Here is a 22,770-nt window from a genome sequence, read left to right on the forward strand (position 1 = left end):
GAGACCGGAGATCGCAAACTGTGGCACGTGGGTGGTGGCACGCGCGCGGTGACACACCTCCGCGTCACCCGCAGGCTCAGGCCGCGGCGCTCGCGCCGGGCCCCGACCCGCACGCTCAGACCCGGGCCACCAGGGCGGTCGCGATGGCTGCCAGGCCCTCGCCCCTGCCGGTGAAACCGAGGCCGTCGGTGGTGGCGCCCGAGACCGAGACGGGAGCGCCGACAGCCTCGGACAGCACCTGCTGCGCCTCGTCCCGGCGCTTGCCGATCTTCGGGCGCGGGCCGACCACCTGCACCGCCACATTGCCGATGGTGAAACCCGCCTCCCGTACGATCCGGGCGGCCTCGGTCAGCAGCGTGAGGCCCGAGGCTCCGGCCCACTCCGGACGGCCGGTGCCGAAGTGGGCGCCGAGGTCGCCGAGGCCGGCTGCGGAGAAGAGCGCGTTGCACGCCGCGTGAGCGACGACGTCGGCGTCGGAGTGACCCGCGAGGCCAGTGCCCTCGCCCTCCCAGCGCAGGCCCGCGCACCACAGCTCGCGGCCCTCTTCGAAGGCGTGGATGTCGGTGCCGATCCCGACCTGGGGCAGCACCGGGTCAGAACCCATCGTTGGCCCTCCTGCGGGCGAGTACGGTTTCGGCCAGCACCAGATCCAGCGGCCGGGTCACCTTGAACGCCTCCTCGTGGCCGGGCACGACGACAACCGTGCGGCCCAGGCGCTCCACCATCCCGGCGCAGTCGGTGGCGCCCTCGCCCTCCAGGGCGACCTGCTCGTGCGCCTCGACGAGCGTGGCGCGGTCGAAGCCCTGCGGAGTCTGGACGGCGCGCAGACTGGCCCGCTCCGGGGTACCGACGACCGGCTCCGGCTCACCGCCGGTGCGCGGCTCGACCTGCTTGACGGTATCGGCCAGCGGCAGCGCGGGCACGACGGCGAGCGCCCCGTCCCGGACGGTGGCGGCGACCGCGTCCACCACGTCGACGGGCACGAGCGGGCGCGCCGCGTCGTGGACGAGGACAACGGTGATGCTGTCGGGCAGCGCGGCCAGACCGAGCCGTACCGACTCCTGGCGGGTCTCGCCGCCGGGGACGACCAGCAGCTCGGTCTTCTCGGTCGAGGCCAGCGGGTACTCGTCGAGCAGTCGGCGGACCTCGGCGACACCGTCCGAGGGGGCGACCACGACGACGAGCGACACGGCGCGGGAGGCCGACATGGCGCGTACGGCGTGGACCAGCATGGGAGTGCCGTTCAGGGCGCGGAGCGCCTTGGGCGCGCCGGGTCCGAGCCGGACCCCGCGACCTGCGGCGGGGATGACCGCCGCCGTGCGTACGGGGCGCTCCTCGGTGGGTTCGGCGCGCTCTGATGCGGACATTGCGTTGGCGTTCAGGTTTGCTTCCTCGGCCGAGTTGGGTATGGCCACAGCGTGCCGGGCGCGACGGCCCGACCAGCCCCTTCCGTGACGACTGGTCGAGTCAGCTGTCCGAGCCCGGCACACCAATCGCCGCACATGTGATGTAACCGCACATGACGCGTCGAAGCGAAGCGCAAGAAGTTGCCAGTTGTCCGATCTTCCCATTCCCCATCGCCACTGCTGACCGCTGCCCGTCCGACCCCGACGCTCGCAGCGGAGCGGCCACTCGACCGTGGCTCCGGCCACCGCATGGCCCGCTTCAGCCAACGGCATGGGAGAAGAACACCGCAGACAGAGGGCGGCATGCGCGTGCCCGGCACGCACATCCTCTGCGGCGCGGCGCGTACGAGTACGTGATGTACGAGCGGCATGGGACGGGACGTCCATCCGCGAGCGGGCATGCGCGCACGCTCGCGTACGAGGATGAGTAGTCGCGTACGCGAGTGTGGGTGCGGCGGCCTGTGGGCGGTGCGGCCCACGGTGTGACCGGGGCGTTTGCGGTCGCGCCGCCGGGCCTGCGGCTCGCGGGAGCGGGCGCCGGGGCGCGGCGTCGTGCCACGGTTGCCGTGCTCCGAGCCGTGGCGCACCGACCTGTCCGTCGATCCGCCGGTGAGCCGATCCGCCGGTCAGTCGCCACCGGGCGTGGGCGTGTCGCCCGTGCTCGTATGGCGGCCTGTGCTCGCATGCCCTTGACCTGGGTCCGTACGAGGATCGCGGCGGCGTGGCCCCGACTCCTGTGACGTGCCTGGTCGCCAGCCGAGCGCCTCGACAACACCGGTCATCGCCGCGACGACCGCCGTGGTCCGGGATCTGGGCGTCCGGGCCGTGGAGCAGTGGTCGCAGCTCAGGCGTCGCACGCCTCGACCCACGATGACTATCTGCCACTTCACCAAGCGTCATCACCAAAGGTCGCAGCTGCTTCAGCCGTCACAGGTATGCGATGGCACCGCGGACTCCACGGTCGCCACAGACAACGTCCTGCACGTATGCCGAAGTGCCCGATACGAGGGACACGTCATGAGGACGTGACCGCCACTCGGGCACTGCGGCATATGTACGTCCGTCAAGACCATCAGGACTGTCCGTCAGGACGCGAGAACCTCGTCGAGCAGGGCCTCAGCCTTGTCTTCGTTCGTGTTCTCCGCGAGAGCGAGTTCGCTCACGAGAATCTGGCGGGCCTTGGCGAGCATGCGCTTCTCACCCGCGGAGAGCCCGCGCTCGCGCTCACGACGCCAGAGGTCACGCACAACCTCAGCGACCTTGATCACATCGCCGGAGGCGAGCTTCTCAAGGTTTGCCTTGTAACGACGGGACCAGTTCGTCGGTTCTTCCGCAAACGGTGCGCGCAGCACCTCGAAGACCCGGTCCAGCCCGTCCTGGCCGACCACATCGCGTACACCGACGAACTCCGCATTGTCCGCTGGGACGCGCACCGTCAGATCGCCTTGAGCGACCTTCAGCACCAAGTAGGTCTTGTCCACGCCTTTGATCTGGCGAGTTTCGATAGCCTCGATCAGCGCGGCCCCGTGATGGGGATAGACCACGGTGTCGCCAACCTTGAACGTCATGTGACAGGTACCCCTTCCGTGGCTATCCAGAGTAACACGGGAACGCCCCGTTCTGAATGGCGTTTTCGCAGGTCAGAGCATATCTCGGGGCTTGACAACAACAGCCGAATCGTGCTTCGAGCGCTCTCCGGAACCAGGTATTCGCAGGTCGGAGCCACTGTCCGGGCGAGGTGAAACGCGTACGTTACAGCCCTCGACAACCTCGGGCGACAGGCCGTACGTCCCGGTTTGCCGGAGTCCAGGAGTCCCACTTCCGCTACTCCGTTCGGGGCCTCTCCCGCGCTCACCGCAGGTTTCCCGAATTGATCAGGCCGAGTTGATCATCGTCGTGATCAATTCACGAAGCCATCACCGAACCCCTGCATTCCTTACCAATATTCACCCGGTCGAGCCAGCGGCCGATATTCGTCATCCGGCAGCGGCCGCCGGCGTGATCAAGCACTGTTCAGACAGTGTTCACGGAGCGGTGCGCGAAGCGGTTCACGGACAGGCCGCCGGGGCGGTTCACGGGACGGTTCACGCGTGGGTTCACGGACAGGTTGACGGGCACGTGCACGTACCTGGTGAGGGGCGGGGTTTCCGGTGGCCGCGAGGACGGGTTCCCGGCCGGTGCCGAGCGACTTCCCGGATTCGCCTCAGCGGAACCCGCGCACGCGCTGCTCGTACGGAGAGTCCCCGTCGAGTCCCCCGTAGTGAGGCGAGGACGCGTCGGACGCACCGGCGCACCCGAGTACGGCGGTCCGCGACCCCCGCGCCCGGGCACGGACCACTGGCGGAGAGAGCGGGCGGCAGGGCTCTCCGTTCGCTCGAACAGCCGCACGGGGCGGGACGGAGAGCCCGGGGGCGGGTCGGGTGCGTGCTCTCGACGGCGGGTCGGTAACCTAAGCCCGCTGACAGACCTTTAGGGCGGCCACCGCCGCCCGCGCCGTCCATCCGCGACCGGGCGAGACTCGTTCGGCCGCCGTAGCTCGTCCTAGGAGATGCCGCCGCCGTGAGCAGCAGCCTTCGACGCGGCACTCTCGCCGCTACCGCCCTCGTGCTCTCGATCGCCTCGCTCTCCGCCTGCGCGGCCGGGAACGACTCGCAGATGATGGAGGTCAAGCCGGACAACGCCGCGAAGACCGTCGATGACATCAAGATCCAGAACGCCACCGTGATCACCCAGCCCAAGGTGGACATGGAAGGCCCGGCCGCCATCACGGCCAGGATCTTCAACAGCGGTGACACCGACGAGGTCCTCAAGGCCATCCGCCTCAAGGGCGCGGAGACCGTGAAGCTGGCCCCGGCCAAGGGCTCCGGTCCGATCGTCGTTCCCGCGGGCGGCTCCGTCGTCCTCGGCGGCAAGGGCAACGCCTCGGCCGTGGTTCCCGACGGGCATGAGGCCGCCAAGGTCGGCAGCGCGCAGGAGATCGTCTTCGACTTCAGCAAGACGGGTGACGTGGAGATGCGCGCCTTCGTCGTCCCGGCGAAGGGCACCTACGCGAAGTGGGGCCCGAGCGCCGCGCCGAGCCCGTCGCAGCCCGCGAAGCCGACCGAGTCGGGCAAGCCCACCGGTAAGCCGACCGGCACTCCGACGGGCACCGCCAGCGGCACCCCGACCGGCTCGCCGACCGGGCCCGCGAACGCCAACGACGACGCCGACGCCGACGACAACGCCCAGCACGGCGGTCAGCAGGGCGAAGGGATCGCTTCCGGCGAGCCCGACCCCAACGGCGAGCAGGGCCAGGCAGGCCACTGACCCGGCAGGCGGGCCTGTACGCGCCCACACGGGTCTGACAGCGCCAAGCTCCGCACAGTCGCACCACCAGCGGTCCCTGGGCTTTACGAGGCTCATGGGGCCGCTGAGTGCTGGTAAGGGCGGTTTGGAGCGGCCCGGGGGAGCGTGTCGCTGGCGGGGGCGCGTGCCTGCGGCGCACGCCCCGTGGACGTATGCCTGTGCACGTATGCCCCGTAGACGTACGCCTCGTAGACATACGCCCCGTGGACGGCATGCCTCATCGATGGGCGCCGCGTGGACGCACGCCGCATACCAGCACAGCCCGGCAGCCACCGGGATGGCGACATGGGTGGGCCCCGGACAGCGGATCGCTGCCGGGGCCCACCCATGCGGCCTCGTGGCGTATGGCCCAGCCGTGCGGGCGCCACGTGACGCGGTCGCCGCCTGGGCACGGCCCGGCCGGCTGGCCGGTCGCGCGCCCGCGTGCCGATGACGGCGGCGACGTACGGCTACGGTTTACGGCTCGAACTTGTAGCCCAGTCCGCGGACCGTGACCAGGTAGCGCGGCGCTCCCGGGTCGGGCTCGATCTTGGCGCGCAGCCGCTTCACGTGGACGTCGAGCGTCTTGGTGTCGCCCACGTAGTCGGCGCCCCAGACGCGGTCGATGAGCTGCATGCGGGTCAGCACCCGGCCCGCGTTGCGCAGCAGCATCTCCAGCAGGTCGAACTCCTTCAGCGGGAGGTCGACCTTGCCGCCGGAGACGGTGACCACGTGCCGGTCCACGTCCATCCGCACCGGGCCTGCCTCCAGCGCGGCCGGGCTGACCTCCTCCGGCTCACCGCGGCGGCGGAGCACCGCGCGGATGCGGGCGACCAGCTCCCGCGAGGAGAACGGCTTGGTCACGTAGTCGTCGGCTCCTATTTCCAGGCCGACGACCTTGTCGATCTCGCTGTCCTTGGCGGTCACCATGATGACCGGGACATTGGAGCGGCCGCGCAGCTGGCGGCAGACCTCGGTGCCGGGCAGGCCGGGCAGCATGAGGTCGAGCAGCACCAGATCGGCGCCGTTCCGCTCGAACTCGTCCAGCCCTTCCGGTCCGGTTGTCGCGATGGCGACCTCAAAGCCTTCCTTGCGGAGCATGTACGACAACGCGTCGCTGAACGATTCCTCGTCCTCGACAACGAGCACTCGGGTCACGGAAGGACCTCCGGGGCAAACTCAGGGGCGCGAAGCGCCTTCCAGCTACGGGTGGTGGTGGGCGACAGGAGGGGGTTCGTTGGTGAAGGTCTCATAGGGCCGGTCGGGGTCCTCATCCTCCAGGTCGTCCGGCTCGATCAGGGTGTTGCCGCCCTTGCGCCGTCCGGAGGCGGCTGCGGCTTCGGCCCGGTCGCGTACGCCACCGGCTTCCGGAAGCCGCAGAGTGAAGGTGGAGCCTTGTCCCTCGGCGCTCCACACCGTGACCTCCCCGCCGTGCGAGGCGGCCACGTGCTTGACGATGGCGAGGCCGAGGCCGGTCCCGCCAGTGGCGCGCGAACGCGCCGGGTCCACTCGGTAGAACCGCTCGAAGACACGCTCCCGGTCTTTCTCCGAGATGCCGATGCCCTGGTCGGTTACGGAAACTTCGATGAGATCCCCGCCGGGGGCTGCGATCCGCCGGGCGGCGATGCCGACCCTGGTGCGGGCCGGGCTGTAGTTCACCGCGTTTTCCACGAGGTTGCCAAGGGCTGCGGCAAGCTGGCCCCGGTTTCCCCAGACATGGAGGTCGGCGGCGCCACCGGCGGCCATGTTGATCTGCTTGGTGCCCGCCTGGTGGCGGCACCTGTCGATCGCCTCGGCGACGAGCTCATCCACCCGTACCGGCTCGGCGTCCTCCAGCGGGTCGTCGTTCTGCACCCGCGAGAGGTCGATGAGCTCCTGGACCAGGCTGGTCAGCCGGGTCGCCTCGATCTGCATGCGACCGGCGAAGCGGGTGACCGCCTCCGGGTCCTCCGACGCGTCCATGACGGCTTCGGAGAGCAGCGACAGGGCGCCGACCGGGGTCTTGAGCTCATGGCTGACGTTGGCGACGAAGTCGCGGCGGACAGCCTCGATACGGCGGGCCTCGGTGAGGTCTTCGACCAGCAGCAAGACGAGCCGGGAGCCGAGCGGGGCGACCCGCGCCGACACCGCCAGGGCGTCGCCCCGGCCCGTGCCGCGCCGGGGCAGATCCAGCTCGACCTGTCGTATCTCACCGTCGCGGCGGGTGTCGCGCGCCATCTGGAGCATCGGTTCGACCGCGAGCTTCCCGCCCCGTACGAGCCCGAGGGCGTACGCGGCGGAGCTGGCCTTCACGACCGCGTCCTCTTCGTCGAGGACGACCGCTGAGGAGCGCAGCACGGAGAGCACGGTATCGACGCCGGGTGGAAGCACGGCGTCGGTGTGGAGTGAGGAGCGCGTGGGCTTCGCCTGGTCGCGCTCACTCCAGCGGAACGCCAGCATGGCGATGACACCGGTACAGAGCCCGGCGATCGCTGCCACTGCGGCGATGGCCGCGTCCACGTTCATGTCTCCAGGTTAGGCGCCCGCCGAGACCGCTCCACAGCCAAATGGGGGTCAGCCCGAACAGACGTTGCCGAGAGTTCACCGTGGGGACGTGACTGGTTCACTACGGCGGCCGGTCGCCAGGCCGGCCGACACCCCTCTCATCATGGGCGTTGCCGAGAGTTCACCGGCACGTCGGCACTGGTTTACTCCGGAGGCCGGAATCGGACGCGTTTCGGCCACACCGTGGGAGCGTGGGGCTACAGCCTTACGAGACCCAAAGCGAGAGAAGGTCAGTGATGCGGGACGCGTACCACGAGGAGCTTGATTCGATCGGTGAGGGACTGGTCGAGATGGCCCGGCTCGTCGGCTCGGCCATCGGCCGCGCCACCACGGCGATGCTCGACGCGGACCTCAAGCTCGCCGAGAGCGTCATCGCCGCAGACGAGAAGGTGGACGGTCTGCAGCGGGACCTGGAGGCCAGGGCTATAGCCCTCCTCGCCCGTCAGCAGCCGGTCGCCACGGATCTGCGGATCGTGGTGACCAGCTTGCGGATGAGTGCCGACCTGGAGCGGTCGGGCGACCTCGCGCAGCATGTCGCGAAGCTCGCGCGGCTCCGCTTCCCGGAGTCCGCCGTGCCGCACGACCTGCACGCCACGATTCTGGAAATGGGCCAGCTCGCCCAGCGACTGATGGCGAAGGCCGCCGAGGTCATCATCACCAAGGACGTGGATCTGGCGCTTCAGCTGGAGCAGGACGACGACGCGATCGACATGCTGCACCGCACGCTCTTCCAGCACCTGATGGACGACCGCTGGAAGCACGGCATCGAGACGGCCGTGGATGTGACGCTGCTCGGTCGCTACTACGAGCGGTTCGCCGACCACGCCGTTTCGGTCGCCAAGCGCGTGGTGTACCTGGTCACCGGTGAGCACGCGGACGAGATCACCGCGGCGACGCCCGCGGTGGACGGCCAGTAGCCGGACCGGCGCCCCTCAGCGGAAGGGCGCACCAGCACAAGGGCACGGCGGTGCGAGAGTCCGTCGGCACGAGAGCCCGCGCTCTCCCGCGTATCGGGGGCGCGGGCTCTCGTCTACGTAAGAACCGCTGTGCAACCACGCGCCGGGGTGCGCGCTGTTCCTCCGCGCCGGGAACCGGGCATGCACTGGAAGCCAAGAAGTACGCCTGCGAGGAGGAATTCCATGGCAGATTCCCCGAGCCCGACTCCAGTGGAGCAGCCCGTCACCGAGACCCCGCCGCGGCCCGTGCTGGGCGCCTGTGGCTGCGGCCCCGGTTGCCAGTGCGGCTGCCAGTCCGGCGGCCCGTGCCAGTGCAGTGGGGGCTGCGGCTGACACCAGGCACCGGCACTTGACGCCACCTGTCTGACAGCCGACGGCAAGCGCCGGGCGGCTGACACCGAATGCGGAACGGGCCCCGACTGGCTGGCGGTCGGGGCCCGTGCGTGCGCGGTCCGGCGAGTCCGCCCTCGCGGACATGCGGCTTCTCGGCTCGAAGCGGAGGGCTTACTTCGACATGATGAAGTCCAGGGCACTGCCGGAGGCCGTCGACCAGTAGGTGACGAGTTGACCGTCGTCCGCGTGCAACGTGGCGACGGGCAGGGGGACGTCGATCGGCCCGCCCGCCGTGCTGCCGGGCTTGCTGCCATGGAGAGTGAGGGTGACGCTGTTCGCCTCGTACTCATCCCTGGCGCCGCCGGCGACGAGCAGAGCGGCGTATGCCTCCTCACCCGGAGCGATGGTCATGGGCTTCCCCGGGTCCGGGCTGCTGTCCTTGATCACAGGGGTCGTGGCCTGGGCTTCGCCGATCTTTACGTGCGGATAGTGGTAGACGTTGCACTTCTTGTCGCCGGCGTTCTGGACGGTGACGAGGAGGTGCCTGGCGTCCTTGCTGTCCGCGGGCTCCTTCGTGGCGGAGACCGCGAGGTCGTCCGCGGCGCAGGCGGCGACGGTGCCACTGCCGCCGTTGCCGCCGTTGCCGTCGCCACCGCCGGTGTCACCCGAACCGCCGCCCGGCTTCACCGAAGCCGTCGCACTCGGCTTCACCGAGCCCGTGGCGCTCGGCTTTGCCGAACCCGTCCCACTCGGCTTCGCCGAACCCGTCGCACTCGGCCGGTCCGTAGGCTTGGCGTCATCGGAGCCCTCGGCCGTGCCCGGCTCGCACGCCGTGGACGCGAGCAGCGCGGCGACCGCCGCGGCCCCGAGAGCATAGGGCTTCCAGCCTCTGGGGCTCTTGTGGTTCTTGTGCTTCTTGCGGGCAGCAGCATTCATCGTGTTCCCCCCGTTGCCAGTCGGAAGCGTCCGCTCTCGACTCTCGATTGCGAGCAGATTCTGCATCAGGGAAGCGCCCTCAACCCATATGCCGCGTATGCCTGTTACCGATCACGTACAAGGAGGGGACGGTTCCGCAGAGGAACACAGACGTGGCCAGAGGGGCTGCTCCATGGTCACCCCCGCCGCGCTCAGTCACACGAACGCGCGCCGAGTCCCGAGAGAACGGCACGCACGCGCGGCGCCCCTGCTACGCCTCGGTTCTCCTGGACGCACGGGAAGAGTCCCCTCCTGACGATAAAACCGCAGGCAGGGGGCTCTTCGCGCTCTTCGCGCTCTTCAGTGGCGCTTACTTCTTCTTGCCCTGGTTCTGTCACCGTCTTGGTGACCTGCGGTTCCGCGGCTCGGGGTGATGTGCTCGTGCCGGTGGGGGTGCAGGCCCTCATCGCCTACTCTGCGCCAATGAAGATTACCGATTGGGCCACGCTCGTGGATCAGGGCGGCTACAGCAGTAGCTCAGCGTTCGAGCGAGTCGAGCGCGATATTCGCTCTGCGATTGTTGATGTGGTGTGGCCGGAAGGCTCCAAAAACTTCACGATCTACCCAGAATCCGGAAAAAAACGCGGAGAGGGTAACGGCGTGGTGCCGATCAAGAAGGGTTTTGCGCTTGCCTTGCAACGACGCGGCTGGGAACTGGAGCACCGAGCGCCGAAAGCCACCAGCGAAGAGCAGAAAGTCATCAAAGGTTCCCGCCCGGGAGCCTTCGATGGCCACCTCTCCTTCCCTGACGACGATCCGCCACCGTTTGCGGTCGAGTGGGAAACTGGCAACATCTCATCCAGCCACCGCGCAATCAACAGGATCGGACTGGGGCTGAAAATCGGTTACCTTTCAGGGGGCGTACTGATGGTGCCGAGCGCGCGACTGGCCAGATACCTGACAGACCGGATCGGAAACGCGCCCGAACTCCTTCCTTATCATCCGCTATGGAAGGAATGGACCTTCGGCGCGTTCGGGTACTTCGGCATCATTACCGTTGAGCACGACGACGAGAGCGTCGAAGTTCCTCGCGTACCGAAGGGGACTGATGGTAGAGCCGCTTTGTAGCACGGCCTCGCGCCCTCGCGGGTCTCGATAACCTCGTTTCCATCGTGGGGGTGGCTGAGCGGGAAGCCTCAACCACCCCCCGTTCGGCCTACGGCGACACCAGCCGAACTCAGGTCTTGCGATTTTTTCTGCTGTCTCCCATACCGGGGAGTTCGACGTCATTCGCAACGCCGGTAAGACGGTTGACGATCGGCTCGATTTCACCCGTTTCGGCCCCGATCCAACGGCGGTGCCTTCGCTCCGCCACGGCATAAGTTGTCCCGCTCCCCCCGAACGGGTCGAATACCAGGTCGCCGGGTCCGCTCGCTATATCGAGTACCCTGTCCAGAAGTTTCTCGCTCAGTTCGTTGGACTGGCGATTCTTCGTTCCCCTATGACGGACAGGAGGGATGTCGTTCCACACATCAGTCAGATTGATTCCGTCGGGGTGCAGCTTGTTTCGGTGCCCACCGTAATCCTTGATATCTTTTCCGCAGTGCCTGCACACCTGAATAGGAATCCGCGGCCTGTCAAAGGTGCGCGGTTTCCCCTTGGTGAAGTACAGAAGGCTGTAGTGACTGGGGTACAGCTTGCCCTGAATTGGTAGACCAAATTTAATATCAATGGTAATCCAATGGCGGAAATTCATGCCCAGGCTCTGCATGAAAGTACCATTGGGCATGTTCCAGCGTGGAATATTGTACAGAAAGAACGCACCACCCGGGCTGAGAATGCGCAGGCCCTCTTTGATCCAGGATTGAGACCAGCTCAAATACTCCGCTTCCGCCAGCGAATCGCTGAAGTGCGTCCCGTAGATCTTCCCAAGATTAAACGGTGGATCTGCGAAGATCAGATCGACAGAGTCAGAATCCAATCCACGCATAACATCCATGCAGTCATTCTGGTACAGCACACCCAGTTCAGACGTGAAGGCAGGCTCAAGCGAGCAAGACTGCCTGCTCGCACCCTCGGGGTGGCACGCATCAGAGCTAACGGCATCGTTCATGTGGATTCCTTTTCAGTCTGTGGCCCAATAGTCCCGGAAAGGAGAGCTCGCAAGCAAGCCGCATCAGCGACCGCCACCAACAGCGATGCCGATGGAGCGGGTTCAGCCGGCGGCCCACCCCGGCTCGGGGGCCGGGCAAGATCAGGAGGTCCTACGCCGACCCGGCAACTCCGGCAGACTGTCGACCTGCCAGGAATTCGCACGAGTGGCCCCTTGTTGACCTCCGCGCGGGGCACCGAGACATCGAGGCAACGAGGCGATCTGCTGGTACCGAGTGCCCGCCAGGTCGCTGCTCCTTTGTTTGCGACCCCTTCGGTGTGGCAGGACAGTCGCATCGAACGGTCATGACGGGTAGCCCGCGCCCGGTCGCCGCGATCCAACGCGGCAAGAACGGCGCTCCAGCGGACTGAGGGCATCGACTCCGGTACATCCGTCTCGACGCGGATGTGATCCGGTCGGTGGATCACGCGTGGCTGACACTCAGCAGCCAAGAGACGTGCTGCGATCTTCTGCGCTCCGAATGCGGAAGCGTGCACAGCAGTCCTCCGTCACGGCGCGATCACCCACGGTAAAGCCAGTTAACTAGACTACAGCTAGTGGACTAGATTTGCCACATGCTTGAACAGCCGCCCTACCTCTTTGTTGCTGACCAGCTCCGGCAGCGCCTCACCAGCGGCGAATGGGCGCCCGGGGACCGGTTGCCCTCCCGAGCCGCACTCGCCGAGGCATACGACATGGGTGACAACGTCGTACGCAGGGCGCAGGAGTTGCTGATCGCTCAAGGTCTCCTGGAGGGCCGGACCGGATCTGGCACGTACGTGGCCGAGCCGCGCGAGCGGCTGCGCGTGGTCCGTTCCTGGTGTCGCGAAGAGCGCGGTGGTTCGCGGTTCCGCGCCGATATGGCCGGACTGGGCCAGCAGGGAACGTGGGAGCACCGCACCGAGGTGCAAGTGCCGGCGCCACCGGAGGTCGCCGTCCGGCTGGGCATCTCCGAAGGAGACCTGTGCGTGCGTACGGCCTACGAGTTCCTGACCGATGGCAAGCCGGTTCAGCTCTCGACCAGTTGGGAGCCGTACGACCTCACGGGCCGCACGATCGTGGTGTTGCCCGAGGGTGGCCCGTACGCCGGTCGTGGCGTGGTCGACAGGATGGCTGCGATCGATGTGCGGGTCAGTCACGCCGTTGAGCAGCCGGAGCCGCGGCAGGCCAGCATCGATGAAGCGAACCTGCTGGGCGTGCAGAAAAGCGCCTTGGTGACGCACATCAAGCGGACGTACTTCTCTCGCGACGGCCGTCCAGTCGAGACGGCGGACATCATCGTCCCGGCCGCATATTGCGACATTGTTTACGAAATCCCCCTCAACGAGCCGTAGAGCCAGCCGAGACGCGAGAGGGGAGCTTCGGCGCTTCCGCCTGATGGCCGGGCATGACCACGACCGCTGGTGCCGCACCGAGCATCCGCGTAGGCGTCCGGCGCCGCCAAGCCTGACGGCCCCCAGACGGCCCGACACAGCACGAAGCCCCCTACCAGCGGAGAATCCGCAGGTAGGGGGCTTGAACGCTGCTGCCTACTTCTTCTTGCCCTGGTTCTTGACCGCCTCGATGGCGGCCTTCGCGGCCTCCGGGTCGAGGTAGGTGCCGCCCGGGTTGAGCGGGCGGAAGTCGGCGTCGAGCTCGTAGGCGAGCGGGATGCCGGTGGGGATGTTCAGGCCGGAGATGTCCTCGTCGGAGATGCCGTCGAGGTGCTTGACCAGGCCGCGGAGACTGTTGCCGTGGGCAGCGACGAGGACCGTGCGGCCGGTGAGCAGGTCCGGGACGATGCCGTCGTACCAGTACGGCAGCATCCGGATGACGACGTCCTTGAGGCACTCGGTGCGCGGGCGCAGCTCGCTCGGGATGTAGGCGTAGCGCGGGTCGTCGCTCTGGGAGAACTCGGCGCCGTCCTCAAGGGCGGGCGGCGGGGTGTCGTACGAGCGGCGCCAGAGCATGAACTGCTCCTCGCCGAACTCGGCGAGCGTCTGCGCCTTGTCCTTGCCCTGGAGCGCACCGTAGTGCCGCTCGTTCAGCCGCCAGGAGCGGTGGACGGGAATCCAGTGCCGGTCGGCCGCCTCCAGGGCGAGCTGCGCGGTGCGGATCGCGCGCTTCTGGACCGAGGTGTGGACGATGTCGGGGAGCAGGCCGGCGTCCTTCAGCAGCTCACCGCCGCGGACCGCCTCCTTCTCGCCCTTGTCGTTGAGGTTGACGTCCACCCAGCCGGTGAACAGGTTCTTCGCGTTCCACTCGCTCTCGCCGTGGCGGAGGAGGATCAGCTTGTACGGTGCGTCGGCCATGCCTCTGAGCGTAATCGACGCCGTACGGCCCTTCGTGCCCCAGGTTCCCTCGTGCCGGGTGTGCCCGCGACCGCTGGAGCGTTGACGGTTTCTGCTAATCGAGTGGCGCCGGTGAGCCCTCGGGACGTAAGTTACGCATGCCATGAGGGCCTATTACAAGCTCCTCGTATCCGCACATCCTCGGGGGATCTTCGATGTCGGTTGCCACCATGAGACGGGCCGCGAGAGAGAGCGTCTCGGGGCTTCCCCGTGAGTTCTGGTGGCTGTGGACCAGCACGCTGGTGAACCGGCTGGGGGGCTTCGTCGCCACCTTCATGGCGCTGTACCTGACGCTGGAGCGCGGCTACTCCGCCACGTACGCGGGGCTCGTCGCCGCCCTGCACGGGCTTGGCGGCGTCGTGTCGTCCCTGGGCGCCGGGGTGATGACCGACCGGCTGGGGCGGCGGCCCACCATGCTGATCGCCCAGGCGTCGACGGCGGTCTCGGTGGCCGTGCTCGGGTTCATGGAGCAGCCTGTCGCCATCGCCGCCGTGGCATTCGTCGTCGGCATGGCGAGCAACGCCTCCCGGCCCGCCGTCCAGGCGATGATGGCGGACATCATCCGCCCCGAGGACCGGGTGAGGGCCTTCGCGCTGAACTACTGGGCCATCAACCTCGGCTTCGCGTTCTCCTCGATGGGCGCCGGGTTCATCGCCGAGTACAGCTACCGGGCGGGCTTCCTCGGTGAGGCCGTGATGACGATGGTCTGCGCGGTGCTGGTCTTCATGAAGCTGCCCGAGTCCAAACCGGTACGGGAGACCAGCGCGGCGGGTGCGGCGGCCGAGCCCGAGGTCGGGCTGGGCACGGTGCTGCGCGACGGGCGCTTCATGGGCGTCGTCGGGCTGTCCTTCCTCCTCGCGCTGATCTTCCAGCAGGGGTACGTCGCCCTGCCGGTGGCCATGGGCGCTGACGGCTTCTCCAGCTCCGACTTCGGCGTCGCGATCGCCGTCAACGGCGTCCTCATCGTCGCCCTCCAGATCCCCGTGACCCGCTACATCGAGCACCGCGACCCGCAGCGGCTGCTGGTCATCTCCGCCCTGCTCGCCGGTTACGGCTTCGGGCTGACGGCCTTCGCGGGGTCGCTCGTCGTCTACGCGCTGACGGTGTGCGTCTGGACTCTCGCGGAGATCATCAACTCCCCCACCCAGATGGGCCTCGTCGTCCGTCTCTCCCCCACCCACGGCCGTGGCCGCTACCAGGGCGTCTACACGATGTCGTGGTCGGTGGCCGCGCTCGCCGCCCCGCTGATAGCCGGTCAGGTCATCGACCGCTACGGGTCGGAGTGGCTGTGGGGCGGATGCGCCGTGCTCGGCATGGTGGGGGCCCTGGGCTACTGGTCACTGATGCGCGGCCTCCCGGCGGAGGAGCACATTCCGGCGCGGCAGGACGCGGCGGCGGGCGCGGCGCAAGCCTCGGTCCCCGCCGAGCCGGTGCCCACTCCCTCAGTGACCGAGACATCGGCTCCCGAGAAGCCGGAACCCGTCGCCTGAACCGGTCCGGCGGCCGCGAGTCGGCCGCGGGCCGCACCGCACCGTCAGTCCGTGGCCGGTGATTCGCCGGTCAGGTGGGTGAACGCGGCGAGGTTACGGGTGGACTCGCCTCGCGACGTACGCCACGCGTACTCCTTGCGGATCGCCGAGGCGAAACCCATCTCCAGCAGCGTGTTGAAACTGCCGTCGGCGTTCTCCAGCACGGTGCCCAGCAGCCTGTCCAGCTCGTCCGCTGTGACGGAGGCCAGCGGGAGGCGGCCCACCAGGTAGATGTCGCCGAGCTTGTCGATCGCGTAGCTCACCCCGTACAGGCGGGTGTTCCGCTCCAGCAGCCAGCGGTGGACGGCCGCGTCGTTCTCGTCCGGATGGCGGATGACGAACGCGTTGACCGACAGCGAGTGCTTGCCGACGCGCAACGAGCAGGTCGTCGACAGCTTGCGGGTGCCGGGCAGTGTCACGACGTACGCGCCGTCAGCGGCGCGCTCCCACGTCAGCTCCGCCTCGCGCAGCGTGCGCTCGATGACGGCCTCAGCCTCACCACCGGTGTCGGCCTTCTTCTCAGCCTCGGTGCCAGTGCCAGTGCTGGTGCTGGTGCTGGTGCGGTCAGTGTGAGTGCCGGTGTCGGGGTTGGTCTCGGCTCCGGACTCGGCACGGTGCGTGCTCTCGGCGCGGTGCGTCTTGTCGGCGGCGTCAGAACCCATGGGTTGATCGTAGGCGACCGCGCCGTTCCTGCATGGCGGCGCTGTAGACGTCCGCGGTCTTCGCCGCGGCTCTGTCCCAGCCGAAGGACTGCGCGTGCCGCGCGGCCGCCTCGCCCATCCGCGTCGCCAGGTCCTGGTCCGCGGCGAAGCGGCCCAGCGCCCGTGCGTAGTCGGCCGGGTCGTGGCCGCTCACCAGGAAGCCGCTGACCCCGTCGCGTACGGCGACGGGGAGGCCGCCCACAGCCGCCGCGATCACGGGCGTGCCGCATGCCTGCGCCTCGACGGCGACCAGGCCGAACGACTCGCTGTACGAGGGCATCATGAGGACCGAGGCCGCGCGGTACCAGTCGGCGAGCTGGTCCTGGCCGACGGGAGGACGGAAACAGATCACGTCGGCGATGCCGAGCCGCGCGGCGAGCTTCTGCAGCACCTCCGGCTTGGCCAGACCGCTGCCGCTGGGACCGCCGACCACGGGGACCACCAGCCGCTCGCGCAGCGCGGGCTGCTCCTCCAGCAGGTGGGCGACGGCCCGCAGCACGATGTCGGGAGCCTTCAGCGGCTGGATGCGACCGGCGAACAGCGGGATCAGCGCGTGCGGCGGCAGCCCGAGGCGGGCTCTGGCCGCCGCCCGGCTGGCGGCTACGGCGGCCGCGCCCTGCGCCGCGGGCGCGTGCGCGGAGATGGCGAAGCCTGGCGCCGCGCCGGTGGCGGACTGGAGGCCGGGGGTCGCGCCGGACGCCGCCGGGCGGAAGCGGTCGAGGTTGACGCCCGGGTGGACGACGGCGACCTTGCCCGGTTCCGATTCGTAGTACCGCACGAGCTCACCGGCTTCCTCGGCCGTGTTCGCGATCAGCCGGTCGGCGGCCCGGACGATCTGCGTCTCGCCGATCACGCGGGCGGCGGGTTCCGGGGTGTCGCCCGCGGCGAGGGCGGCGTTCTTGACCTTCGCCATGGTGTGCATGGCGTGGACGAGCGGCGCGCCCCAGCGCTCGGCCGCGAGCCAGCCGACGTGCCCGGAAAGCCAGTAGTGGGAGTGGACGAGGTCGTAGTGGCCGGGGCGGTGGCCCGCCCACGCCTGCATGACGCCGTGCGTGAAGGCGCACAGCTGGGCGGGCAGGTCTTCCTTCGCCAGCCCCTCGTACGGGCCCGCGTCCACGTGCCGTACGAGCACGCCAGGGGCGAGCTCCACGGAGGGCGGAAGGGCGCCGGTGGTAGCGCGGGTGAAGATCTCCACCTCGATGTTGATCGCGGCGAGACGCTTGGCCAGCTCGACGATGTAGACATTCATGCCGCCCGCGTCGCCGGTGCCCGGCTGGTGCAGGGGGGACGTGTGGACGCTCAGCATCGCCACGCGGTGCGGGAAGCCCCGTCCGAAGGCGAGGGGGCGCCGTCCCGCCCGCCCGAGCAGGCCGCCGCGCGACCTGGGGAACGATGACCGGGAGCCTTGCCGGGGTCCGTACTGACTCACCGCGCGTGGCCTCCTTAGACGGCGTGACGTCCCTCCGCAGGGGTGCAACAGCGGAATGGGTCGCTCCAATTTCCGCTTTGCCAAGTTGTTACGCGCGGGCCGCGGCGGGGCGCCTCCCGAGGGCGGCGGCCGTATCCCGCCGCGGTACGTCGAAAGCGGCCCCTGCCAGGCGGTTAGGCTCCTCCGTATGCCGCCCCGTACGCCGATCCGCCCCGTGGGATCGGCGACCCGTGGGACGACCAACCCCAACCGGTTGCGCCGTATGGACCGCTGGATCGCGGCCACGTACAGCCGTGCGTTGCGGCTGGCGGACGATCCGGTCGCCGTCGACCTCGGGTATGGGGCCGCCCCGTGGACCGCCGTCGAACTGCTGGCCAGGCTGCGGACCGTCCGGCCGGACGTCGAGGTCGTCGGGATCGAGATCGACCCCGCGCGGGTCGCCGCCGCCAAGCCGTACGAAAGCGACGGCCTGTCCTTCGTGCACGGCGGTTTCGAGGTTCCGCTGCTGGGAAGCGGCCGGGCGCCGGTGCTCATCCGGGCGGCGAACGTGCTCAGGCAGTACGAGGAGGCCGAGGTCGCCGCCGTATGGGAACGGCTGTGCGCCCGGCTCGCGCCCGGCGGGCTGCTCGTGGAGGGGACGTGCGACGAGATCGGGCGCCGGCATGTGTGGGTCGCGCTCGGGGCGGAGGGCCCGCGCACGGTGACCTTCGCGACCCGGCTCGCCTCCCTGGAGCGCCCCTCCGACCTCGCGGAACGACTGCCGAAGGCGCTGATCCACCGCAATGTGCCCGGCGAACCCGTGCACGCGTTCCTCCGCGACTTCGACCGGGCGTGGGCGGCGGCCGCCCCATACGGGGCGCTCAGCGCGCGGCAGCGGTGGGTGCGGTGCGTACGCGAACTCAGCGCCGACTGGCCACTCGCGGACGGTCCCGGGCGATGGCGGCAGGGCGAGGTCACGGTCAGCTGGGCGGCGCTCGCGCCGGGCGGCTGAGCACGGGGCGGCTGAGCACCGGGCGGCTGAGCACCGGGCGGCTGAGTACGGGGCGGCCAGCTCCGAGCCTGAGCACCGCGCAACTGGCGCTGGGCGGGGACCGCCCAAGCGGTGGGTGGGTGGAGGGATGAGTGGATGGGTGAGCGGGTGGCCGTGGCGGTGCTGGGCGGTGCCGGTTCGTATATCGCGTGACAGGCCGGTGGGGGCGGGACAGACTCCGGGCACGGTCGCCGTGCCGCTTGCCGCGAAGTTGCCATATGAGGGGAAGACACCGGTGGTCAACGTCAGTGTGGAAACCGTGGGACAGACCGAGGAGCGCCTGCGAGCCGTCATCGCACAGGCAGAGCTGGTCGTACTCGACGGCGTCTGGTGCTTTGAGGAGTCCCCGCTGCGGCAGCCGCCGTCGCTGACCGGCGAGGAACTGGCCGTCGTACGTGATGAGGACAGCTGGAGCCGACTCGTCCCGGACAGCGGTGAACGGGAGGACATCGAGCGGTTCGGCGTCTTCTCCTTCCACTTCGACGGCGTGGGAGACAACAGCGGATTCGTCGGATGGCTCGCCAGTCACCTCAAGACGAGCTTGGGCACCGGGGTCTTCGTCGTCTGCGGGAGCAACCGCACGCGCGGCGGCGTCTACGACTACTGGGGATGCCCCGTCGACCTGCTCGACCAGGCCGTCACGGTGGTCGCCGGGCTGCGCGGCGCCGGGGGCGCGACGGACTGACCGACAGCCCCGCTCGTCGGCGGAGCCGGCTCAGGCGCGGGCGTTTCAGGCGAGCTTGGCGGCGAACGGGCCGCCGGAGCCGAAGGCCAGGGCGGCGAAGCGTTCGCCGATGCGGCGGTGGGTGGCGGCGTCCGGGTGGAGCTGGTCGGGCAGCGGCAGTTCGGCGAAGTCCGCCTCGCCGTAGAGGTCACGGCCGTCGAGGTAGTACAGGTTCGGGTCGTCGGCTGTCCGCTGCTTTACGAGGCGGGCCAGTTCGTCCCGGATGACGCCCAGGGTCAGCTTCCCACCGGCCCGTTCCGCGGGGTCGCCCGCGGCCCGGAACTGGAGCCTTCCCCCGCTGAGGTTGTCGAAGTCCGGGGCACTGGGGCCGGGGGTGTCCTCGTGGATGGGGCACAGGACGGGCGAGACGACCAGGAGCGGAAGGGTGGGGTGGCCCTCGCGGATGGTGTCGAGGAAACCGTGCACCGCGGGGCCGAAGGCGCGCAGGCGCATCATGTCGGTGTTGACGAGGTTGACACCGATCTTGACGCTGATCAGGTCCGCGGGGGTGTCGCGCAGGGCGCGGGCGGTGAACGGGTCCAGCAGAGCGCCGCCGCCCAGGCCCAGGTTGGTCAGTTCCACGCCGCCGAGGGAGGCGGCCAGAGCGGGCCAGGTGGTGCTGGGGCTCGCGGCGTCGGAGCCTTGGCTGATCGAACTGCCGTGGTGGAGCCACTTCCTGCTGCCCTCATCCGGCAGGGGCTCGACGGGGGCGTCGGTGCGGAGGGCGACCAGCTGGGTGATCTCGTTGTGCGGCAACCAGATCGCGACGTCCTTGACGCGGTCGGGAAGGCCGGGGAACCGGACGGTGCCGACCGGGCCAGGCCGCATCTCCGCGGACCCGGTGGTCATGTCCATCATCAGGACGTTGCCGCCGGTCACACTGGCCTGCCCGGCCGGCCGACCGTCGACGAGCAGGTCGTACACGCCATCGGGGCGGGGCGGGGCGCCCTGGTAGGCGTTCTTGGTGCGCAGCGCGTCCAGCTCGATGACCGTGGCCCGCGTACGGAACATCAGCCGCACCCCGGAGGGCTGGGCCTCCGCCATGGCCAGTTGCCCGTCGGCGCACTGCGCACGGGCCCGGGCGGGCAGCCGGTGCGGCAGCACCCCGTGCTCGGTGCGCTCCAGCTCCAGGGCACCGTGCAGAAGGTCCGTGGTGATGGGCGTGGTGATGGGCGTGGTGATCCAGTCCGCCGCCCGGGCCGCCGTGGGGGTACTGGGGACGTCGTCGAGCCGGTCGTTCATGGTGGCATTGTGCTGGCCGGATGGATGGCCCGCACCATGGTTTTCCGTCCGAGCCCCTCATGGTCGACGGCCGACGGCCGCGAACCGCCAGACGATCACTGGGGCCCCGGTCGCCCGGAACACCCGGGACGCCCAAGTGCCTCGGGACCCGCCTTCCCCTCCACGGACCGCGCCCCGCGACTCCCCTTCACCGACGCCCCGCGACTCACGGGCGCCCCGCGACTCACGGACTTCCCGCGTCGCCGCCACAGCTCTCCCCCGCCTCGGAGAGAGTGTTCAGCAGCGCGGTGACAAGCTCCCGGTCCCGGTCCTGGGTGAGACGGCCGCGGGCGGCCGTCGGCGACACCCACAGCAGCCGGTCCACCTCATCGCCTGGTGTGAAGGTGCCGCCTGTCGCCTCGGCCGCCCAGTAGCCGACCTCTTTGGGGGCATCGCCTACCCGGTAGTGGACCGTTGGCAGTCCGGCCCCGAGGTCGCAGGACATGCCCGTCTCTTCCCGCACCTCGCGCACGGCTGCTTGCCGTGCGTCCTCGCCGCGCTTCAGCTTGCCCTTCGGGTGCGACCAGTCGTCGTATTTCGGACGGTGGACGAGCGCGATCTCCAAGCGGCCGTCCCGGGGCGACCGGCGCCACAGCACGCAGCCAGCCGCCCGGATCAGCCGGGCGGCGGTGTCTGGTTCCTCCAACGTCTCTGGCGCCCCGGACGTCCGTGGTTCCTCCAACGTCCCTGGCGCCCCCGATGCCCGTGGTGGCTGGTCGGGCCGCGGGTCCCCGACCGGGTCGCCCGTTCGGCGGTCGGGTCCCCCGCCGGGGGTGGGCCCGTGGCCACGTTCCCGGTCGGGGGCGGCCCCGTCCGGGCCCTGCTCCGGTGGACAGTGTGGAGAGTGCGGGGAGTGCGAGGGGTGCGGGTAGCGGGCCGGGGTGGCGGGGGGTCGCTGGTCCGGACGGGGGGTGGGGTGGCTCCGGTCGTTGCCGGGTGGGGTCATGGGGCGGCCACCACCACCCGCTGCCAGATCCGGCCGAAGGCGAAGCGCGCCGCCTCGACCTCGTGGCGCTGGTCGGCGTGGAGGACGCCGAGTGCGTACGCCGTCGCCGGGGCGATACGCGGCGTACGGGCGGCCGTGGCGGACGCGGCCGCTGCCTCGGCCGCGTCGCGGTGCCGCTCCAGGGCCTGACTCGCGGCCAGCAGACGGACGGCCAGGGTGGGTTCGGCCTCCGTGGGCCCGGCGCTCGCGGGCTGCTGTTCGTCGAGGACTTCCAGCGCGTACCGGCCGAGCCGGACCAGTCGGCGCACCTGGTGCCACGGCGCGTCCTGCTGCTCGCTGGCGGGCGGGGCGTCGGCCGCCGCAGTGGCGGCCAGGCCGTGGGTGAGCGCTTCGGCGTTGTACGGGTGACCGGCGCGGCTCAGCGGCAGGGCCTCGACGGCTTCGGCGAGCCGCCGGTGGGCGAGTTCCGCCAGCGGCGGCAGCGTGACGTCCGCGGGCTGGTCGGCGGCGCCCGGTACCAGCGGGACCTCCGAGGCCAGGAGGGCCACGGCGTCGGCGACGGCGTGGAAACGGGAGGAGCCGAGTGCTTGCAGCGCCGCGGTGTGCGCGCGGGTCCGGGCAAGGGTGAGCTGGCGTTCCAGCAGCCCGCCCGCGCGCGCGGCGCCCACGGTCAGGGCACCCGCGCGCGCTTCGCCGCGTTCCGCGTCGTCCCGGCCCGGGGCGCCCGGGGGCCTTTGCTGCCGGTCTGCGGTAGTACGCCCGGAGGCGGCCCGGCTGCTGACATCGCCGCCGGTGACGTCGCGGGTGCTGATGTCGCGGGTGCTGATGTCGCGGCCGGTGGCGGTCGCCCGGCCCGTCCGGACGCGGTTGCCGCCGTCCCGGGCCGGGCCTTCTCCGTTGCGCGAGGCTCCGTCGCCCGCCCCTGGGCGCTGCTCCCCCACCCGCACCGTGCGGCCCGAGCGGGCCCCGGCGCCCGCTGACGACGACGATGACGACGGCGATGACGACGATGACGACGATGACGACGATGATGATGATGATGACGGCGCAGCCGAGCCAATTGGACTGTTCGAGCCGGTTGGACTGTTGATGCCAGTCGGGCCGTTCGCGGGGTCCCGGCGGGCGGAGGCGGTCAGCGGCGAGGCGGGTGGTCCCGCGCCGTCCGGGGGG

Annotated in this window: 20 protein-coding genes; 7 read left to right on the forward strand and 13 right to left on the reverse strand. The window is 69.7% G+C overall.

All coding sequences use genetic code 11. The features are described 5' to 3' along the window. Positions 1-115: 115 nt before the first annotated feature. The 3 genes from ispF to AC5P1B_RS10520 form a co-directional block, all read right to left on the reverse strand. Positions 116-604 carry a 2-C-methyl-D-erythritol 2,4-cyclodiphosphate synthase gene (gene ispF, locus AC5P1B_RS10510; protein WP_493886444.1) on the reverse strand — a complete coding sequence of 163 codons (489 nt, stop codon included), beginning with the start codon at positions 602-604 and terminating at the stop codon, positions 116-118. Then, the gene (ispD, locus tag AC5P1B_RS10515; RefSeq protein ID WP_493886447.1) at positions 594-1,367 is read right to left on the reverse strand and encodes a 2-C-methyl-D-erythritol 4-phosphate cytidylyltransferase; all 774 of its coding nucleotides are present in this window, start codon (positions 1,365-1,367) and stop codon (positions 594-596) included. The genes ispF and ispD overlap by 11 nt, the downstream gene beginning before the upstream one ends. Positions 1,368-2,491: 1,124 nt before the next feature. Beyond that, positions 2,492-2,974 carry a CarD family transcriptional regulator gene (locus AC5P1B_RS10520; protein WP_120722213.1) on the reverse strand — a complete coding sequence of 161 codons (483 nt, stop codon included), beginning with the start codon at positions 2,972-2,974 and terminating at the stop codon, positions 2,492-2,494. A gap of 991 nt (positions 2,975-3,965) precedes the next feature. Between AC5P1B_RS10520 and AC5P1B_RS10525 the strand changes: the two genes are divergently transcribed. After that, positions 3,966-4,712, forward strand: a complete 747-nt coding sequence (locus AC5P1B_RS10525; RefSeq protein WP_493886450.1) for a copper chaperone PCu(A)C domain-containing protein — start codon at positions 3,966-3,968, stop codon at positions 4,710-4,712. 495 nt (positions 4,713-5,207) lie between these two features. Here the strand turns inward: AC5P1B_RS10525 and phoP are convergent, their stop codons facing one another. Next, on the reverse strand, positions 5,208-5,879 hold the full coding sequence (gene phoP, locus AC5P1B_RS10530) for a two-component system response regulator PhoP (protein WP_493886612.1): 672 nt from the start codon (positions 5,877-5,879) through the stop codon (positions 5,208-5,210). A gap of 54 nt (positions 5,880-5,933) precedes the next feature. Further along, entirely contained in the window at positions 5,934-7,235 is a 1,302-nt protein-coding gene (gene phoR, locus AC5P1B_RS10535) for a two-component system sensor histidine kinase PhoR (RefSeq protein WP_493886452.1), read from the reverse strand. 275 nt (positions 7,236-7,510) lie between these two features. Between phoR and phoU the strand changes: the two genes are divergently transcribed. Continuing rightward, a complete protein-coding gene (phoU, locus tag AC5P1B_RS10540; RefSeq protein ID WP_493886455.1) occupies positions 7,511-8,191 on the forward strand; it encodes a phosphate signaling complex protein PhoU in 681 nt (226 codons plus the stop codon). A gap of 543 nt (positions 8,192-8,734) precedes the next feature. Here phoU and AC5P1B_RS10545 read toward each other — a convergent pair. Then, positions 8,735-9,499 (reverse strand): DUF4232 domain-containing protein, encoded by a 765-nt coding sequence (locus tag AC5P1B_RS10545; protein ID WP_493886456.1) that lies wholly within the window; start codon positions 9,497-9,499, stop codon positions 8,735-8,737. A 462-nt stretch (positions 9,500-9,961) separates the two neighbouring features. Here AC5P1B_RS10545 and AC5P1B_RS10550 point away from each other — a divergent pair, with 462 nt between their 5' ends. Next, on the forward strand, positions 9,962-10,606 hold the full coding sequence (locus AC5P1B_RS10550; RefSeq protein ID WP_493886458.1) for a PDDEXK family nuclease: 645 nt from the start codon (positions 9,962-9,964) through the stop codon (positions 10,604-10,606). 109 nt (positions 10,607-10,715) lie between these two features. On the opposite strand, the gene AC5P1B_RS10555 is transcribed toward AC5P1B_RS10550, so the two are convergent. Further along, the gene (locus AC5P1B_RS10555; protein ID WP_493886459.1) at positions 10,716-11,591 is read right to left on the reverse strand and encodes a DNA-methyltransferase; all 876 of its coding nucleotides are present in this window, start codon (positions 11,589-11,591) and stop codon (positions 10,716-10,718) included. Positions 11,592-12,205: 614 nt separating this feature from the next. Here AC5P1B_RS10555 and AC5P1B_RS10560 point away from each other — a divergent pair. Beyond that, positions 12,206-12,964, forward strand: a complete 759-nt coding sequence (locus AC5P1B_RS10560; RefSeq protein WP_493886460.1) for a GntR family transcriptional regulator — start codon at positions 12,206-12,208, stop codon at positions 12,962-12,964. Between the two features lie 195 nt (positions 12,965-13,159). Here AC5P1B_RS10560 and AC5P1B_RS10565 read toward each other — a convergent pair whose 3' ends face one another. Further along, positions 13,160-13,921 (reverse strand): phosphoglyceromutase, encoded by a 762-nt coding sequence (locus AC5P1B_RS10565; protein ID WP_493886461.1) that lies wholly within the window; start codon positions 13,919-13,921, stop codon positions 13,160-13,162. Between the two features lie 194 nt (positions 13,922-14,115). Here AC5P1B_RS10565 and AC5P1B_RS10570 point away from each other — a divergent pair, with 194 nt between their 5' ends. After that, a complete protein-coding gene (locus AC5P1B_RS10570; protein ID WP_493886462.1) occupies positions 14,116-15,450 on the forward strand; it encodes an MDR family MFS transporter in 1,335 nt (444 codons plus the stop codon). A 44-nt stretch (positions 15,451-15,494) separates the two neighbouring features. Here AC5P1B_RS10570 and AC5P1B_RS10575 read toward each other — a convergent pair whose 3' ends face one another. Further along, positions 15,495-15,971: a type III secretion system chaperone family protein gene (locus AC5P1B_RS10575; RefSeq protein ID WP_493886614.1), complete on the reverse strand. Its 477-nt coding sequence runs from the start codon at positions 15,969-15,971 to the stop codon at positions 15,495-15,497. Between the two features lie 169 nt (positions 15,972-16,140). Continuing rightward, positions 16,141-17,619 carry a glycosyltransferase gene (locus AC5P1B_RS10580; RefSeq protein WP_493886463.1) on the reverse strand — a complete coding sequence of 493 codons (1,479 nt, stop codon included), beginning with the start codon at positions 17,617-17,619 and terminating at the stop codon, positions 16,141-16,143. 187 nt (positions 17,620-17,806) lie between these two features. On the opposite strand from AC5P1B_RS10580, the gene AC5P1B_RS10585 reads away from it, so the two are divergent. Next, positions 17,807-18,610 (forward strand): class I SAM-dependent methyltransferase, encoded by an 804-nt coding sequence (locus AC5P1B_RS10585; protein ID WP_493886464.1) that lies wholly within the window; start codon positions 17,807-17,809, stop codon positions 18,608-18,610. Between the two features lie 274 nt (positions 18,611-18,884). Then, on the forward strand, positions 18,885-19,334 hold the full coding sequence (locus tag AC5P1B_RS10590; RefSeq protein ID WP_493886465.1) for a DUF6196 family protein: 450 nt from the start codon (positions 18,885-18,887) through the stop codon (positions 19,332-19,334). 45 nt (positions 19,335-19,379) lie between these two features. Here AC5P1B_RS10590 and AC5P1B_RS10595 read toward each other — a convergent pair whose 3' ends face one another. From AC5P1B_RS10595 to AC5P1B_RS10605, 3 genes are all read right to left on the reverse strand, one after another. Further along, positions 19,380-20,615, reverse strand: a complete 1,236-nt coding sequence (locus AC5P1B_RS10595; RefSeq protein ID WP_493886466.1) for an SGNH/GDSL hydrolase family protein — start codon at positions 20,613-20,615, stop codon at positions 19,380-19,382. 223 nt (positions 20,616-20,838) lie between these two features. Continuing rightward, positions 20,839-21,300: an NUDIX hydrolase gene (locus AC5P1B_RS10600; protein ID WP_493886467.1), complete on the reverse strand. Its 462-nt coding sequence runs from the start codon at positions 21,298-21,300 to the stop codon at positions 20,839-20,841. Between the two features lie 296 nt (positions 21,301-21,596). Further along, a complete protein-coding gene (locus AC5P1B_RS10605; RefSeq protein WP_493886616.1) occupies positions 21,597-22,736 on the reverse strand; it encodes a CHAD domain-containing protein in 1,140 nt (379 codons plus the stop codon). Positions 22,737-22,770 lie beyond the last annotated feature (34 nt).

This window comes from Streptomyces sp. A01 (assembly GCF_059026195.1).